Here is a 16,427-nt window from a genome sequence, read left to right as displayed (position 1 = left end):
CCGGCACGCGACGCTGGCGTCAGCCTAGTCGACGTTGAGGAGCTTCTGGCGCACGGCGTACATGACCGCCTCCATGCGCGAGTGGGCCTGGAGCTTCTCCAGGATGTTGCGTACGTGGTTCTTGACGGTGTTCTCCGAGATGAACAGCCGCTTGGCGATCTCGCGGTTGTTGAGACCCTTGGCGACCAGGCCGAGGACCTCGAGCTCGCGGTCGGTGAGCTTGGGGCCGGGGACCGGAGAGCGGTCCGGCCTGGACATCTGCTTGAACTCCTCCATCAGCTTGACCGCCATGGAGGGGCTGATCAGGGACTGGCCGTCGGCGACGACCCGGATCGCCTGGGCGACCTGGTCGATCGAGGAGTCCTTGAGGAGGTAGCCCATCGCCCCGGCCTTGACCGCGTCGTAGAGGTCGGCCTCCTCGTCGGAGACGGTCAGCATGATGATGTTGGCCGAGGGAACGGCCTCCTTGATGGCGACGCAGGCCTCCAGCCCGGTCTGCTTCGGCATGCGTACGTCGAGCAGCACGACGTCCGGAGCGGAAGCCGCGGCGCGCTCGGTGCCTTCGATGCCGTTGGTCGCCTCTCCGATGACCTCGATGCCGGGTTCGCTCGCGAGCAGCGCGACCAGGCCCCTTCGGAAGAGCTCCTGGTCGTCGACAACCAAGACGCGGACCGGCTCACGATCGGCACCAGATGTAGATGACACGAATGCATCATGGCACGTAACTGATGATGACAAAGAGAATGGCCGGGACTCATCCATCTGAGGGATGGATAAGTCCCGGCCGACGTGCTTACGAGCGGTTGCCCGTCACAGCCGTCAGACGAGGTCTGCGCGGTTGAGCGCGATCACCCCGTAGTCGTATCCCCGCCGGCGGTAGACGACCGCCGGCCGCATCGAGTCCTTGTCGATGTAGAGGTAGAAGTCGTGTCCGACCAGCTCCATCTCGTAGAGCGCCTGGTCGAGCGTCATCGGCTCCGCGGTGTGCGTCTTCTCCCGGACCACCAAGGGCCCCTCCCCCGTCACCGTGATCGGACCGACCTGGTGCTCGCGTACCGTCTCCTCCTCGAACTGCTCGGACTCGGACGTAGCGGCCAGGCCGTCGGGCTCGATGCCCGCGAGTGCCTGTCCGACGGATACCGGCGTACGACGGCCACGGTGGACTCTGCGGCGGTCGGCGGCCCGGCGCATCTGGGATGCCATCTTGTCGACAGCCAGGTCCAGCGCCCCCATCTTGTCCTCGGCACACGCCTCGGCCCGGATGACCGGACCCTTCGAGTATGCGGTGAGCTCGACGTGTACGGCGCCCTTGTGCTGGCGCGGGTTGGGCTCGTTGTCGACCTCCACGTTGATCCTGATGATGCGGTGGTCGTGCTTCTCGAGCTTCGCGAGCTTCTCTGCTACGTGAGCGCGATAGCGGTCTGAGACCTCGGCGTTGCGAGCCGTGACGACAACTTCCATCGGTACCTCCCGGTGTTTCGGGGTTGGCGGGATCCCGGACGGTCAGCGCATGTGACCTCCGGGGTACGGAGTCCGCCCGGCCGACCTGGTCTTCGACCCCACAATCGCCTGCTGAGGCTTAGCGGCTTGGTGCCACTCCACCTTCTCCCTGCTGGTTCCCGTATCTGACGGGAGAGCAAGGGCAGGACTTATCTCTAAGCCGCACCGTGATCCCCTTGCCCCAAAATCTGGGTGCGTAGGGTTACGTGGACCGTTTCGCCTGCGACTGGCATCGGCTTGCCGCTCGGATGCCCGCAATGCGGACCTCTCTGCGACGCAACCACGGACCCAGGCGGACTCCATGTAGTGACGGTAGTTCGCCGATCTGCCCCACGAAAGCCCTTCAACAGAATTACATGACGGTTTCCTACATTTGAACGCGAGACCGACGCTGGGTGGCCGCGACGGTCGCAATCGCTTTCACGCCGAGACCGACCGATTCCAGCGCTCGTTGAGCCTCCCGAGCGGTCGCGCCGGTGGTGATCACGTCGTCGCAGACGATGAGGGTCGCTCGTGGGATCTTCCGGGCAAGTGTCCGGATGCCGGACGCGGGACAGGTGATCGAGCCGTCGAGGTTGGCCTGTCGCTGCCGGGAGTCGAGACCGGCCTGGTCCGCGACGCCGGGTCTGGTGCGGAGCAGCTGGTGATGACGTACGCCGAGCCCGTGGCGCCTCAGCAGCGCGGCGGCCCCGCGCGTGATCGCCGCGGTGCTGTCGAGGCCGCGCTCACGCACGGAGGCGGGACGTGACGGGACCGGGACGAGGACGGTCGGGCCGGCTCCGGTCGTCGCCATCGCCTCGAGGACGGAGAGCGCGAGCAGGCCGGCCAGCGGCCTGCGAAGGCCGAGGAGCTGGTGTTCCTTGAGACCGATGACGAGCTGCTTCAGCGTGCCGTCGTAGGGCCCTGCCGCGAAGACCGGGGCGATGCCCGGCGGCGCCGGGCTCGGCGGGCTCGGCCGGGCCGTGTCCGGGAGGTTGGCCCGACAGTCAGGGCAGAGCAGCCTGCCCGGTCGCCGGCAGCCGACGCAGCGGCCGCCGACGACCAGGTCGTGCCAGGCGTCGGCAAGGTCGAAGCGGAGCCCGAGACGATCACGCACGGCGAAGCCCATGGGCCCGAGTCGACCAGGGTGCGTCCCACGGGGCAACCAGTGGCTGCGTACCTGTGGATAAAGCTGTGGAGAGTCAGCCCTGGTAGGTGACGTCGGAGAGATCGGAGGGCAGCCCCAGGTCGAACCTGTCGAGGGGGTCCAGGAGCGTCCAGCCCGAGATCGCGTAGAGGCGGGCCGAGGCCACCGGGGAGCCGACCACGCCGGTGACCCGGTCGCTGAGGGTGTAGCGCTCGCCGCTGGGGGCGCCGTCGAGCGAGACCGACTGGAAGAGCGCGGTCGAGCTGATCTGCTGGACCGCGACGATGGTGGTCGGCGAGGTCCAGGCGATGTCGGTGACGCGCATCGTCGCGGAGTCCGGGTGCGGTAGCAGGACGGCCGAGGTCGCGGTGGTGATCTCGCCCTTCGAGCTGGCCTGCAGGCGGCTGACCACGATCCGGTCCGAGGACTCCCCGTCGATCACCGCCACGAACCGGGTGCCGTCGCGGGAGACCAGGAACCGGGTCACGTTCTCCCCGGTCACCCCGGGTATGGCGACGCGGACGCGGCGGTCGCCGTCGACGTACATCACCCGGGCGCCGGTCGAGTCCTTGTCGACCAGCCACAGCCGGCCGGCGAGGTCCCAGGAGGGCCTCAGCAGCCGGGTTCCCTTCACCGGAGCCCTGGTGAGCTCGCCGTCGCTGGTCAGCTGGCCGACGACGACGCCGGTGCGGTCGGCGGTGATCGCCGCGGCGGTCGAGCCGTCGGCGTCGACGGCGACGTCGGTGACGCCGTGAGACTTCGCCCAGCCGCCGAGCACCGGCACCCACGGGTCGCCGTTCTCGCCGGTGCTGGTCACCAGCGCTCCACCGCGGAGTGCGTAGAGGTCGACCCTGGCGGTATTGCCGTTGGGGTCGTAGCCGCCGCCGCTGTCGACGTTGAACGTCTCGCCGTAGCCCGGCAGCACCACCGGCTCGCCGTCGATCGTGAGCCGGATGCGCTCCACGCTGGCGTCCTGGCGCAGGGTCCAGGCCAGCTGGGCGCCCATGAGCTGGAGCTCCTCGGAGCTGTGGTCCTTCAGGTCACCGGCGAGGTCGACCTCGGCCACCCCGTCGCGTACGTCCACCGAGCGGGGCTCGTCCGCCTCGGGCGGGAGCGCGCTGCGGATCACGCCCTGCGCCTCCTCCCCGGGGCCGCTCAGCAGGCTGGCGACCAGGGTGGTGGCGTAGGAGTTGCCCTTGGGGGCGAAGATCGGCTCGGGCACCAGGGTGTGGCCGGTCGGTTCGACGTAGTAGAGGTTGCTGCGGGCGAAGTGGGTCAGGAACCAGTCCTCCTCGACGACCAGGGCGTTGGGTGCCGCGCTGATCCGCCACTCGCCCTCGGCGCGGGTCAGCTCGAAGTCGAGGATCGCCTGCGAGGCGGCCAGCTTGCCGCGCCACACGCCTCGCTCGTCGAGCCAACCGGCGTCCTCCAGCTCCACCGACACCCGCGGCGAGGAGCTGACGTGGCTGCCGAGCTCGCCGTAGACCAGGGTGCGGCCGGCCGGCGCCCAGTTCATCGCCGCGTCCTTGGTGAGGTAGCGGCGGGCGTAGGCCGTGCTCATCGGGGTGGCCTTCATCGCGTCGAGGAACCCGTCCACGATCTCGCCCGGGGACGCTCCCGCGCGCGGGGCGCCGGGGTTGTAGGGAATGACCTCCTCCTGCGCGTCCGGCGCGGCCAGGTCGACGCTCTGGACGGGCCCGGAGTCCGGCACGCCCGAGCATGCCGAGACGAGGAGCGCGAGCGCGGCCAGGAAGACGGCGAAGACGGGTCTCACGATGCCTCCAGGGTGTCGCGGGCGTCCGCCGGGACGAGCGGGAGCGGGCTGTGCCGCAGCGCCGCGCCGGCATAGCGCGGAAGCGTGAGCCGGAACTGCGCACCCTGGTCCGGGCGGCCCCATGCCTGCAGCCAGCCTCCGTGGAGATGGGCGTCCTCGAGGGAGATCGACAGGCCCAGGCCGGTGCCGCCGCTGGAACGGTCCCGGGCGGGGTCGGCGCGCCAGAACCGGTTGAAGACCAGGGCAGTCTCCCCTGGGGCCAGCCCGACACCGTGGTCGCGCACGGTCAGCGCCGCCGCGTGCTCGTCGCTGTCGATCCGGATCGTGACGGTCTGCCCCACCAGAGCATGGTCGGTGGCGTTGGCCACCAGGTTGCGTACGATCCGCTCGACCCGGCGATGGTCGACCTGGGCGATGCACGGATGGCTCGGAGCGACGACCTTCAGCTCGATGTCGCGCTTGTCGGCGAGCGGCGTGTAGGCCTCGACGACGGCGTGGGCCAGCGCGGTCAGGTCGGTGTCGTAGAGGTCGAGCACGGCCGCCCCGGCATCGAACCGACTGATCTCGAGCAGGTCGCTCAGGAGCGTCTCGAACCGGTCCAGCTCGGTCTGCAGCAGCTCGGCGGCACGGGCCGTCGGGGCGTCGAAGGTGTCCCTGGCCTCATAGAGGACGTCGCTGGCCATGCGTACGGTGGTGAGCGGCGTACGCAGCTCGTGGGAGACGTCGGAGCTGAACCGTCGCTGCACGCGGGAGAGGTGCTCGAGCTGGCGGATCTGGTTCTGCAGCCCGCTGGCCATCTGGTTGAACGAGAGCGCCAGGCCGGTGAGGTCGTCCTCGCCGTGGACGACCATCCGCTCTTCCAGGCGGCCGGCGGCGAGTCGCTCGGCGGTCCTGCGGGCGATCCGGATCGGCGTGACGACGTGGCGGGTCACGATCCAGCTGCCGACACCGATCAGCAGGATCAGGATCGCACCGGCGGCCAGCAGCCCGCGGGTGATGACGCCGAGCGTCTCCTGCTCCTGGTCCATCGGGAAGAGGAAGTAGACGTTGTACGTGTCGTCGTGCAGCTCCAGCTGCGACCCGATCACGATGCCGGGGGTCGAGGACCGCTCGCCGTCGTCGTAGGAGATCCGGGTGTAGGTCCAGGCCGGCTCGGCGCGGATCGTCTGGAAGCGGTCCTCGAGGGCGCGCGGGACGCTGCGTACGTCCACACCGGGTGTCCACTCGACACCGTCGTCGCTGATCCGGCCGGAGGTCGAGGTCACCGGTCCGGCCATGACGACGCCGTAGCCGCGCGAGACGCTGCGCTGGATGATCGGGTCGCCCAGGTCGTTGCGCTGCAGCGGGGTGCCGCCGTTGGCGCCCGAGGTCTCCGCGATGCTCGAGCGGGCCGCGGAGAGCTCCTCGGAGGCCTCCGCCTTCGCCGCGGCGACCCGGTCCTGGACCAGCTCGTCGCCGATCTGCTCGAGCAGGATCAGCCCGACCAGGCTGACGGCGGCCGCGGTGAGGAGCACGGTGTAGACCACGACGCGGGTCTGGATCGACCGGCGCCAGGTGGTCAGGAGCTTCTTGGGCGTCCGGGCAGTGGTGCGGACGACCTGCTGGAGTGTCACACGGGCCCTGCCTTGTAGCCGACGCCGCGGACGGTGACGACGATCTCGGGGTTCTCCGGATCGTGCTCGACCTTGGAGCGCAGCCGCTGGACGTGCACGTTGACCAGCCGGGTGTCAGCGGCGTGACGGTAGCCCCACACCTGCTCCAGCAGCACCTCGCGGGAGAAGACCTGGTGAGGCTTGCGGGCCAGGCACTCCAGCAGGTCGAACTCCAGCGGGGTGAGCTGGATCTGCTCGTCGCCACGGGTCACCTGGTGGCCGGCCACGTCGATGGTGAGGTCGCCGATCTCCAGCACCTCGGGCACGGCGTCACCGTGCCTGCGGACCCGCGCCCGGATCCTCGCGATCAGTTCCTTGGGCTTGAACGGCTTGACCACGTAGTCGTCGGCCCCCGACTCGAGTCCGACCACAACGTCCACCGTGTCGCCCTTCGCGGTGAGCATGACGATCGGCACACCCGACTCCTTGCGGATCTGCTTGCAGACCTCGATACCGTCCATCCCGGGAAGCATCAGGTCGAGCAGCACCACGTCGGGCTTGTAGTCGTGGAACGCCGGCAGCGCCATGTCACCACGCGCGACGAGCTGTGAGTCGAACCCCTCTTGTCTCAGCACGATCGCAAGCATCTCGCTCAGCGAGGCATCATCATCGACGACGAGGACCTTTCCCTTGGCGGGCTGGTCGGGAGCACTGCGATCGGCCATGTGTCCGATTCTGTCACCCAGTGCGTGCGACGCGTCACATGAGCCACCCCACAACGCGCGAGTCGGCCCGTCCTGACCCGATTCCCTGCCGAGTCGGCTCGTCATGACGAGCCGACTCGGCGAGGTTTTCGGTCAGAACGAGCCGACTCGGCGAGGGTGGATCAGTAGCGGTAGTGGTCCGACTTGTAGGGACCCTCGACCGGGACACCGAGGTAGTCGGCCTGAGCCTTGTTGAGCTCGGTGAGCTCGACACCGAGGGCGTCGAGGTGGAGGCGGGCGACCTCCTCGTCGAGCGCCTTGGGCAGGACGTAGACGCCGATCGGGTACTCGTCGGTCTTGGTGAAGAGCTCGATCTGCGCCAGCGTCTGGTTGGTGAACGAGTTCGACATCACGAAGCTCGGGTGACCGGTGGCGTTGCCCAGGTTGAGCAGGCGACCCTCGGAGAGCACGATGATCTTCTTGCCGTCGGGGAAGATCCACTGGTGGACCTGCGGCTTGATCTCGTCCTTGACGATGCCCGGGATCTTCGCGAGGCCGGCCATGTCGATCTCGTTGTCGAAGTGGCCGATGTTGCCGACGATGGCCTGGTTCTTCATCTTCTCGAAGTGCTCGACCCGGATGATGTCGAAGTTTCCGGTCGTGGTGATGAAGATGTCGGCGGTCTCGACGACCGACTCCAGGCGGCGGACCTCGTAGCCGTCCATCGCCGCCTGCAGCGCGCAGATCGGGTCGATCTCGGTGACGATGACACGAGCGCCCTGGCCGCGCAGCGACTCCGCGGAGCCCTTGCCGACGTCGCCGTAGCCGCAGACGACCGCGACCTTGCCGCCGATCATCACGTCGGTGGCGCGGTTGATGCCATCGATGAGCGAGTGGCGGCAGCCGTACTTGTTGTCGAACTTGGACTTGGTGACCGAGTCGTTGACGTTGATCGCCGGGAAGAGGAGCGAGCCCTCCTTGAACCGGTCGTAGAGGCGCAGGACACCGGTGGTGGTCTCCTCCGTGACGCCCTTGATGCCGTTGGCGATGTTGGTCCAGCGCTGCGGGTCGTTCTTCAGCGAGCGGTCGAGGACCCGGAGGACTTCCTTGAACTCCTCGTTGTCGGTGGAGTCCTGGCCCGGCACGGCGCCGGCCTTCTCGAACTCGACACCCTTGTGGACGAGCAGCGTGATGTCGCCGCCGTCGTCGAGGAGCATGTTCGGGCCGACCTTGTTGCCGTCGGCGTCGGTGAAGTCGAAGACCTTCTCGGCCTCGTCCCAGTACTCCGCCAGGGTCTCGCCCTTCCAGGCGAAGACCGGGGTGCCCTGGGGGTCCTCGGCGGTGCCGTTGCCGACGACGACGGCAGCGGCGGCGTGGTCCTGGGTGGAGAAGATGTTGCAGGTGGCCCAGCGCACGTCGGCGCCGAGCGCGGTCAGCGTCTCGATCAGTACGCCGGTCTGGATCGTCATGTGCAGCGAGCCGGCGATGCGGGCGCCCTTGAGCGGCTGGTCCTTGCCATAGCGCTCGCGCATGGCCATCAGGCCCGGCATCTCGTGCTCGGCGAGGGAGAGCTCCTTGCGGCCGAACTCGGCCAGGCTCAGGTCGGCAACCTTGTAGTCCATGGTTATTCCTTACCGAAGTTAATGCGGGCCTGCGTCGCGCATCTGCGCATCAGCGGGATCTCCCACGCAGGTTCTTCTCAGACTACAAGCGGCCCTCGGCCCCTGCGGTAATCCTGGACGTCAAACGCCAGGCCAACATCAATGGACCAGCATCGGGTGACCCGCCACCGCACCCGCGGTCAACGGCAGCCCGCCCGGGTCAGTGGCTCTTCTTGAACGGCAGCAGGTGCAGTACGCCGACCACGATCGCTCCGACGATGAGCCCGACGAGCGCGGAGAAGAAGGTGTTGACCAGCCAGCCGGCAGCCGCGCCGACGGCACCGAGGGCGTGGTGGACCTCCTCCTCGAGGTGGTGCACGGTGTCGTAGGGCCATGCCCAGCCGGGGTGGCCGGCGGCGAGGCCGTTGACGTCGTGGACACCGACCAGGATCAGGTGGCCACCGACCCAGAGCATCGCGACGGTGCCGACGATCGAGATCACGGTGAGCACCTTCGGCATCGCCGAGACCATGCCCAGGCCGAGCCGCTGGGCGAAGGCACCGGGGCGCTGGGAGAGCGACAGGCCGGCGTCGTCCATCTTCACGATCAGGGCGACCACGCCGTAGACCACGATCGTGATCAGGAACGCGACCGCCACCAGGGCGCCGAGGCGCATCCAGAAGCCCTGGTCGATGACCTCGTTGAGCGCGATCACCATGATCTCGGTGGAGAGGATCAGGTCGGTGCGTACGGCACCCGAGATCATCGTCTTCTCGGCCTCGGGCCCTTCCAGGGCGACCGGCGTCTCGTGGGCCTCCTCGTGCGGCCGGACCCATTCCAGGACCTTCTCGACGCCCTCGTAGGCGAGGAAGGCGCCACCGACCATCAGGATCGGGGTGATCGCCCAGGGCGCCCACTGCGCCAGGATCAGCGCCACCGGAAGGATGATCAGCAGCTTGTTGCGCAGCGAGCCGAGCGCGATCTTCTTGATGATCGGCACCTCGCGCTCGGCGGCGATGCCGTGGACGTACTGCGGCGTCACCGCGGTGTCGTCGATGACGACGCCGGCGGCCTTGGCCGAGGCCTTGCCGGCAGCAGCGCCGACGTCGTCGACGGACGCAGCCGCCAGCTTGGCGATGGCGGCTACGTCGTCGAGGAGTGCGAAGAGTCCGGCGCTCATAACCGGAACCTTATCGGGTGGGGTCCGTTACTCGACGCCCTGCTCCCGGAACCGCTCCGAGAGCGGGTACTCCTTGAAGTAGTCGGTCTTGATCCGCAGCCAGTCCCCGTTGACGATCATCTCGTCGATCGCGTCGTCGGCCTGGTCCCTGAGCCCGTCGCCCTTGCGGAAGACGAAGGCGATGGGGGCCTTGTCGGACGGGAAGACGATCCGCTCCTCCATCGTGATCGGGGCGCTCTTGATCAGCCCCTCGGTGAACGGCGCGTCGTAGAAGAACGAGTCGGCCTTGCCCGCGGCGACCGCCTCGAGCGCGGCCGCCTCGTTCTTCCGCTTCACGATCTCGGCCTTGGGGAAGCGAGCCTTGAGGATGCTCTCCTGCGCGGTGCCGTCCACGATGGCGACCCTGGTGCCGTTGACGTCCTTGAGCTTCTTGATCGGGGAGTCCTTCGGAGTCGTGAAGGACAGGTACGTCACGAAGTAGGGGTGCGAGAAGTCGTAGGCCTTCTCGCGCTCCTCGGTGACACTCACCTGCGAGGCGATCATGTCGATCTCGCCTTCGTCGAGCGCGGTGAACAGGTCGGCGAAGTCCATCGGGATGAACGATGGCTTGATGCCGAGCGACTCGGTGACGCCGAGGGCGACCTCGTAGTCGAAGCCCTTCGCGGTGGAACCATCGGTGTAGTAGACCGGCGGGCTGTCCAGCACACCGATCTTGAGCTGGCCGTCATCTGCGGCGCTGCTGCGCCTGGCGGAGGAGGGGCCGGTCGTCTCAACCGTGTTGGAGACCACGATCAGGATCACCAGAAGGGTGACCGCGCCCGCAAGGATGAACTTCAGGGATTTCATACGACGTCCTGGGTGGGGGGAGGGGTGCGCCGAGACACTGCCGACCCGACCGGAGTCGGGCCAGCGGGCATCGTAGGCTACTGGACTTCAGGCGCCCCAAAGTGGGGCGAGCCGGGTCAGGCTCAGGCGCCCTTGTCCTTGAAGACCTCCGAGAGCGGGTACTCCTTGAAGTACTCCTTCTTGATCTTCAACCACTTCCCGTCGAGGATCATCTCCTCGAGGACGCCGTCGATCGTCGCCTTGCGCGCGTCACCCTTCTGCATGACGAACCCGATCGGAGCGTCGTCCGCCGGGTAGACGATCGCCTCCTTCAGCGGGAACGTGTCCTGCCAGCGAGCGATGATCGGCGTTGTGTAGGGGGCGTCGTAGAAGAACGCGTCCGCCTTGCCGTCCTGGATCGCCTTGACCGCGGTGTCCTCGTCCTTGGCCTTGATGACGTTGACGTTCTCGTACTGCTCGTCGAGGTAGCGCTCGTGGATGGTGCCCTCGACGACCGCGATGTTCTTGCCGTTGACGTCCTCGCGCTTCTTGATCGGCGAGTTCTCCGGGGTGAGGAAGGACAGGTAGGTGACGAAGTAGGGCGCGGTGAAGTCGAAGTCCTGCTTCCGTTCCGCGGTCTCGGTGACCTGGGCGCCGATCATGTCGATCTCACCGGCCTCGAGCGCGGTGAAGAGGTCGCTGAAGTCCATCACGACGAACTCCGGCTTGGCACCCAGACCCTCGGCGACGCCGAGCGCCATCTCGTAGTCGAATCCCTTGGTAACGCCGTCGACCTTGTAGTAGGCGGGCTCGGTGCCGTCGACACCGATCCGCAGCGTGCCTCCTGCGGAGGCACTCTTCTCGTCGGTCGCTTGCGGGGCTGGGTCGGCGAAGTAGCCGCCGATCACCAGGACCCCCAGGAGGGCCAGGGCGCCGGCGACGACAAACTTGATGTGATTCATGCGGAAGTCCTGTGTTTTCGGGATGGTGGGGCATGCCCGTCACGTCGGCGCCGAGAATCCGAGACGTGCTGGCCAAGAGAGGCCGGACGATGTTGCATCAAACACCTGTCTGCTCCCTCGCGTCCAGGTTTTCGACCATCGATGTCACGATCTGTCACGATCCGTGACCGAACCTTCACCGCACTGCGTGACACAGATCACGCGCATCGTTCACCTTCGAGATCCCTCCTCAGGCGAACGGAACCAAACACAGACACCCGCACCTCAGGCGCCCTTTTCCCTGAAGACCTCGGAGAGCGGGACCGCCTCGAAGTAGTCCGTCTTGATCTTCACCCACTCCCCGTTGAGGACCATGTCCTCGATGACGTCGTCGATCTTCTCCTTGCGCTGATCACCCTCCCGAACCACGAACCCGATAGGGGCGTCCTCGGCCTGGTAGACGATCGGCTCGATCAGCGGGATCGGCGCGCCCTTGATGACCGACTGCGAGTAGGGAGCGCCGTAGAAGAACGCGTCGGCCTCGCCCCGCCCCATCGACCTGACCGCGGCGTCCGCGTTCGGAGTCTTGATGACGGTGACGTCCTCGTACTGCTCTTTGAGGTAGCGCTCCTGGACGGTGCCCTCGACGACGGCGACCCTCTTGCCGTCGATGTCCTCGCGGCTCTTGATGGTCGAGCCCTTCGGGGCGAGGAAGGACACGTACGTCACGAAGTACGGAGCGCTGAAGTCGTACTTCCGCTCCGCCTCGTCGGTCTTGGTGACCTGGGCGCCGATCATGTCGATCTTGCCCGCTTCGAGGGCCGGGAAGAGCTCGTTGAAGTCCATCTCCACGAACTCCGGCTCCGCGCCCATGCCCTCGGCGACACTGCGCGCCATCTGGTAGTCGAAGCCCTTGGTGACGCCGTCGACCTTGTAGTACGCCGGCTCCGCGCCGTCGACGCCGATCCGGAGGGTGCCGCCGGCCGCGGCGCTCGCCTCGTCCGTCGCCGGCGGTGCGGGGTCGGAGAGACGTCCGCTGAAGACGATCGCGCCCAGGAGGGCAAGGGCACCGACGACGACGAACTTGGTCTGGCTCATGGGAGGGGGATCCTGTTCCAGGGAGGGGCCAGCCTTCGATGTGGCTGAATTGTTGCCAAATCGAACAGCGGTCCACTCCGCGACGTCCAGGGTCCTCAACCCATAACGAGACGACGCCAACGCCCCTGACCGTGCGATATGAGCCAGGTCACACGGTTCTGTCCGTGATTCGGAATCAACCGTCGCTAACGAGGCCCAAACGAAGATACTCCGCGGAGTATGTGCCCTGGAGGAGCAGGGACGCGTAGCGGGCGACCTCCGTGGTCGCGTTCGCCTCGACGACCTCCACCCGTACGCCGCGCGTGTCCGCGGCCTCGGTGAGCAGGCGTCGCTGCTCGACCATGATCGGATCGGTCGCGCCGTCGTCGAGGATGACCAGGACGGGACGTACGGACGACTCCTCCTCGGCGAAGGGGTCGTCGAAGACGTTGCGCGGCCGCGCCGCCTCGAGGACCGGGAGCAGGTCGTCGGCGTCACCGGCGATGGCACCGCGGCCGCTGGCCCGGCGCAGGTTCTCGGCGACGCGTCGGGCGGCGCGGGCGGCGAGGACGGAGCCACCCCACACGACCGGGAGCGAGTCGGCCAGCGAGATCGCCAGGATCTTGCCCGGGTTGACCGAGATGTCACGGTGCGGCGAGCAGGCGGTGGCGACGTCGTCGAGCGCGTCGGCCACCTTGTCCGCGTCGGCCTCCGGGCCGAGACCGACCGAGTTGAGGTAGGTGAGCATCAGGATCGCCATCGCGAGCGTGTCGCCGCCCTCGACCGGGAGCAGCGTGCTGTCGCGTCCCTCGGCGTGCTGGGCGACCAGCGACTTCTCCGGAGCGGCCACGACCAGCTGGGCGCCACGGCGGACTGCCTCGGCGGCGGCCGAGGCCTCACCCGGGTCGGAGCCGGTCGGGGCCAGCACGACCACGAGGTCGAGGCTCCCGGCCCAGCCCGGCAGCCCCGGGGCCGGCCAGGCGACGAACGGCACCGGGCAGAACGGCTCGAGGACGGCGCGGAGCAGGCGTGAGTCGGGACCCGCCGCGACGACGGCACGGGGTCGGCCGGTCTCTGCGGCGCGGCGTACGGCCTCCTGCAGGGGCTCTGCGGCACCCGCAGCCTCCCGGCGGACCCGGGCTCCGGACTCGGCCAGCGAACGCAGCAGCAGGTCGATACCGGCCAGCGCCCGCTCGTCGTCCAGCCTGGACTCGTCGAACCAGGTCATCGCGGCCTCACCCCTCCGTTGGCTGAGCCTTGGTGGGACGGGCCTCGTCGATGAGGAGGACGGGGATGCCGTCACGGACCGGGTAGGCAAGGCCGCACTCCCCCTGGCAGACCAGCTCGCTGTCGGCCTCGACAGGCAGGAGGTCGCCGTGGCACTGCGGACAGACGATGATCTCGAGCAGCTTCTCGCTCAGGCCCAGGGCGCTCATGAGACGGTTTCCTTTCGAATGATCGCGAGCGCCTCGTCGCGCACGCGCTCCATGGTGGGTGTGTCCTTGCCCTCCGCGTTGAGCCGCAGCAGCGGCTCGGTGTTGGAGGCGCGTACGTTGAACGACCAGTCCGCGTGGGAGAGGGTCAGGCCGTCGAGCTTGTCGACGGTGACACCGTCGCGCCCGGCGTACGCCTTCTCGATCTCGGCCACCGTGGCGGCCTGGTCGGGGACGGTGGAGTTGATCTCGCCGCTCATCGGATAGCGAGCGTACGCGGCCAGCAGCTCGCTCAGCGGCTTGTCGGTCTCGGCGAGGGCGGCCAGGACGTGTAGCGCGGCGAGCATGCCGGAGTCGGCGCGCCAGAAGTCGCGGAAGTAGAAGTGGCCGCTGTGCTCCCCGCCGAAGGCCGCCTCGGACTCGGCCATCACGGCCTTGATGTAGGAGTGGCCGACACGCGTGCGTACCGGGGTGCCGCCGAGCTCGCTCACGATCTCCGGAACCGCGCGGGAGGTGATCAGGTTGTGGATGATCGTCGCGCCCGGCTCCTGGGCCAGGGCACGCTCGGCGATCAGGGCGGTGATCGCGCTGGGGCTGACCACCTCGCCCTTCTCGTCGACCAGGAAGCAGCGGTCGGCGTCGCCGTCGAAGGCCAGGCCGGCGTCGGCGCCGGTCTCGCGCACCTTGGCCTGGAGGTCGACCAGCGTGGTCGAGTCGAGCGGGTTGGCCTCGTGGTTGGGGAAGGTGCCGTCGAGCTCGAAGTACATCGGGATCAGCTCGACGGCCTCGGCGCCCAGGCGGCCGAAGACCGCGGGCGCGGTGTGGCCGGCCATGCCGTTGCCGGCGTCGGCGACGATGGTGAGCCGGCGGCCCTTGACCGGGGCCAGACCGAGCAGGTGCGCGGCGTACGCCTCCAGCACATCGGTCTCGCTGATACTGCCGGCGACGTCGGCGATCGGGGCCTCACCTGAGATGACCAGATCGCGGATCTCGTCGAGCCCGGTCTCGGCGCCGACCGGGACCGCGTTGGCCCGGCACAGCTTGATGCCGTTGTACTGCGCCGGGTTGTGGCTGGCGGTGAACATCGCGCCCGGAAGGCCGAGGTGACCGGAGGCGAAGTAGAGCTCATCGGTCGACGCCAGCCCGATCATCGTCACGTCGGCACCGGCCTCGGTCGCACCTTCGGCGAAGGCTCCCGAGAGCACCGGGGAGCTCGGGCGCATGTCGTGGCCGACGACGATCTCGCCGCCACCCGCCGAAGCGGAGCCCGAGGCAGTCCTTGCTGCACCGACGACGTGCACGAAGGCCCGCCCGGCGAGTCGGGCGAGGTTCTCGTCGATCTGGTCAGGGACGGTGCCACGGACGTCGTACGCCTTGAAGACGGCGTTGGCGATGTCGGGGTCGACTCTCTCCGGCATGTCCGGAACTCTAGTCGTCCTACTCCGACGTCAGCACGCGGAGGTGCCCGCGGCGGGTGCCGCCGGGGCGGGGCTGGCCGTCGTTCGCCCCCGGCTCGTCGGCGTCGTCCTGCCCAGGGGCCCCGACGGGTCCTCGTGGGGACGGAGCCGGCGGCCTCGCAGCCTCACGGACGGCATCGGCCAGAGCCAGCAGGTCATCGCCCTTGGGCTGCGGGTCGACGGGCTCACGAGCCAGCCTGACGACCTCCCAGCCCCGAGGCGCGGACAGCCGCTCGGCATGCTCCTCGCACAGGTCATAGGCATGCGGCTCGGCATAGGTCGCCAGCGGGCCGAGAACGGCCGTCTGGTCGGCGTACACATAGGTGAGCGTGCAGACGGCTTGACGCTGGCAGGCGGTACGCGAACAACGACGAGCAGTCACGGGTGAACCGTACTCCCCTGAGGCCAGCCGCGCAGTTAGGCTCGCGTACATGACCAGGCACAGGGATCGGCACGGCCGTGGGAGACGCGGCCCGATGGCCGTCCCGACCGACCCGAAGGTGCCGGTCCTGCGCACCCGCCGCGAGCGCTTCGACGACATCGCGCTCACCATCGTCACCGAGATCGACGCTCGCTGGCAGTCACGGCTGGGCCTGATCGAGTACGCCGTCGAGGAGTCTCCGGACATCCCCAAGGAGTGGACCGTCGAGGACCACATCCCGCTCGGGTCGCTCGAGCGCGGCGCGGGCGCGAAACCCGCGCGGCTGGTGATCTACCGGCGGCCGATCGAGCACCGCTGCCACACTCGCTCCGAGGTCGAGGCGATGGTGCTCATGGTCGTGGTGGAGCAGGTCGCGGACCTGCTCGGGATCTCGGCCGAGGATGTCGATCCGCGCTACCAGCCCTGAGGCGTGGGCGAGTCGTCTTCTTCGGCGTTCATAGGTACCGAGATTTCGGGGCTGGTCTTGGGCCGCCGACCCGTTCTTCGAGAGTGTTCTCGACTTGGCCCGGAGTCAAGGACGGCCTGCGGCCGCCGGCTACGCCGGCCGCTTCGCGGTTCTTGACACCGGACCATGTCGAGAAAAGATTTTGGCTGGCTATCGGGGCGGCGGCCCGGGTGTGGTCACGGCACACTCACCCACGGCAGGTGACCGCTCCACTCCGAGATCAGACATGGGGTCTCCGGGCGGAAAGAAAATTCCTTCCACCGGTCGGCTCACCCCAGTCCCCAAACCCCTACCCAACCCAAACCGCTGCGCCAAACCCCTGCCGCCGAC

16 protein-coding genes are annotated in these 16,427 nt (G+C 68.2%); 1 reads left to right on the top strand and 15 read right to left on the bottom strand.

Annotated features, from left to right (window positions below; translation table 11 throughout):
- Positions 1-24: 24 nt before the first annotated feature.
- The 15 genes from ACIO3S_RS14440 to ACIO3S_RS14370 form a co-directional block, all read right to left on the bottom strand.
- Positions 25-705 (bottom strand): response regulator transcription factor, encoded by a 681-nt coding sequence (locus tag ACIO3S_RS14440; RefSeq protein WP_045547972.1) that lies wholly within the window; start codon positions 703-705, stop codon positions 25-27.
- 114 nt (positions 706-819) lie between these two features.
- Positions 820-1,461, bottom strand: a complete 642-nt coding sequence (hpf, locus tag ACIO3S_RS14435) for a ribosome hibernation-promoting factor, HPF/YfiA family (protein WP_400464694.1) — start codon at positions 1,459-1,461, stop codon at positions 820-822.
- 406 nt (positions 1,462-1,867) lie between these two features.
- Positions 1,868-2,608, bottom strand: coding sequence for a ComF family protein (locus ACIO3S_RS14430; RefSeq protein WP_400464690.1), 741 nt, complete (start codon positions 2,606-2,608; stop codon positions 1,868-1,870).
- A 73-nt stretch (positions 2,609-2,681) separates the two neighbouring features.
- The gene (locus ACIO3S_RS14425) at positions 2,682-4,400 is read right to left on the bottom strand and encodes an LpqB family beta-propeller domain-containing protein (RefSeq protein WP_400464687.1); all 1,719 of its coding nucleotides are present in this window, start codon (positions 4,398-4,400) and stop codon (positions 2,682-2,684) included.
- A complete protein-coding gene (gene mtrB / locus ACIO3S_RS14420) occupies positions 4,397-6,013 on the bottom strand; it encodes an MtrAB system histidine kinase MtrB (RefSeq protein WP_400464684.1) in 1,617 nt (538 codons plus the stop codon). The genes ACIO3S_RS14425 and mtrB overlap by 4 nt, the downstream gene beginning before the upstream one ends.
- A complete protein-coding gene (gene mtrA, locus ACIO3S_RS14415; RefSeq protein WP_091052660.1) occupies positions 6,010-6,717 on the bottom strand; it encodes an MtrAB system response regulator MtrA in 708 nt (235 codons plus the stop codon). The genes mtrB and mtrA overlap by 4 nt, the downstream gene beginning before the upstream one ends.
- A 161-nt stretch (positions 6,718-6,878) precedes the next feature.
- A complete protein-coding gene (gene ahcY, locus ACIO3S_RS14410) occupies positions 6,879-8,318 on the bottom strand; it encodes an adenosylhomocysteinase (RefSeq protein WP_201451226.1) in 1,440 nt (479 codons plus the stop codon).
- Positions 8,319-8,517: 199 nt separating this feature from the next.
- Entirely contained in the window at positions 8,518-9,477 is a 960-nt protein-coding gene (locus ACIO3S_RS14405; RefSeq protein ID WP_160027303.1) for a DUF808 domain-containing protein, read from the bottom strand.
- Between the two features lie 27 nt (positions 9,478-9,504).
- On the bottom strand, positions 9,505-10,323 hold the full coding sequence (locus ACIO3S_RS14400; RefSeq protein WP_400464678.1) for a substrate-binding periplasmic protein: 819 nt from the start codon (positions 10,321-10,323) through the stop codon (positions 9,505-9,507).
- Between the two features lie 122 nt (positions 10,324-10,445).
- A complete protein-coding gene (locus ACIO3S_RS14395) occupies positions 10,446-11,264 on the bottom strand; it encodes a substrate-binding periplasmic protein (protein WP_400464675.1) in 819 nt (272 codons plus the stop codon).
- 264 nt (positions 11,265-11,528) lie between these two features.
- The gene (locus ACIO3S_RS14390) at positions 11,529-12,341 is read right to left on the bottom strand and encodes a substrate-binding periplasmic protein (protein WP_400464672.1); all 813 of its coding nucleotides are present in this window, start codon (positions 12,339-12,341) and stop codon (positions 11,529-11,531) included.
- Positions 12,342-12,516: 175 nt separating this feature from the next.
- Complete coding sequence (locus ACIO3S_RS14385) at positions 12,517-13,548, bottom strand: SIS domain-containing protein (protein WP_400464670.1); 1,032 nt, start codon at positions 13,546-13,548, stop codon at positions 12,517-12,519.
- A gap of 7 nt (positions 13,549-13,555) precedes the next feature.
- Positions 13,556-13,747: a Trm112 family protein gene (locus tag ACIO3S_RS14380; RefSeq protein WP_400466426.1), complete on the bottom strand. Its 192-nt coding sequence runs from the start codon at positions 13,745-13,747 to the stop codon at positions 13,556-13,558.
- Between the two features lie 5 nt (positions 13,748-13,752).
- The gene (locus ACIO3S_RS14375) at positions 13,753-15,171 is read right to left on the bottom strand and encodes a phosphomannomutase/phosphoglucomutase (RefSeq protein WP_400464667.1); all 1,419 of its coding nucleotides are present in this window, start codon (positions 15,169-15,171) and stop codon (positions 13,753-13,755) included.
- Positions 15,172-15,190: 19 nt separating this feature from the next.
- Positions 15,191-15,643 carry a DUF3499 domain-containing protein gene (locus ACIO3S_RS14370; RefSeq protein ID WP_091052677.1) on the bottom strand — a complete coding sequence of 151 codons (453 nt, stop codon included), beginning with the start codon at positions 15,641-15,643 and terminating at the stop codon, positions 15,191-15,193.
- Here ACIO3S_RS14370 and ACIO3S_RS14365 point away from each other — a divergent pair.
- Positions 15,642-16,058: a metallopeptidase family protein gene (locus tag ACIO3S_RS14365; RefSeq protein WP_400464663.1), complete on the top strand. Its 417-nt coding sequence runs from the start codon at positions 15,642-15,644 to the stop codon at positions 16,056-16,058. The genes ACIO3S_RS14370 and ACIO3S_RS14365 overlap by 2 nt on opposite strands.
- Positions 16,059-16,427 lie beyond the last annotated feature (369 nt).

The organism is Nocardioides sp. NPDC087217, assembly GCF_044744805.1.
GTDB lineage: Bacteria > Actinomycetota > Actinomycetes > Propionibacteriales > Nocardioidaceae > Nocardioides.
The sequence above is the reverse complement of the archived record's forward strand: the minus strand, read 5'-3'. Positions and strand labels throughout refer to the sequence as shown.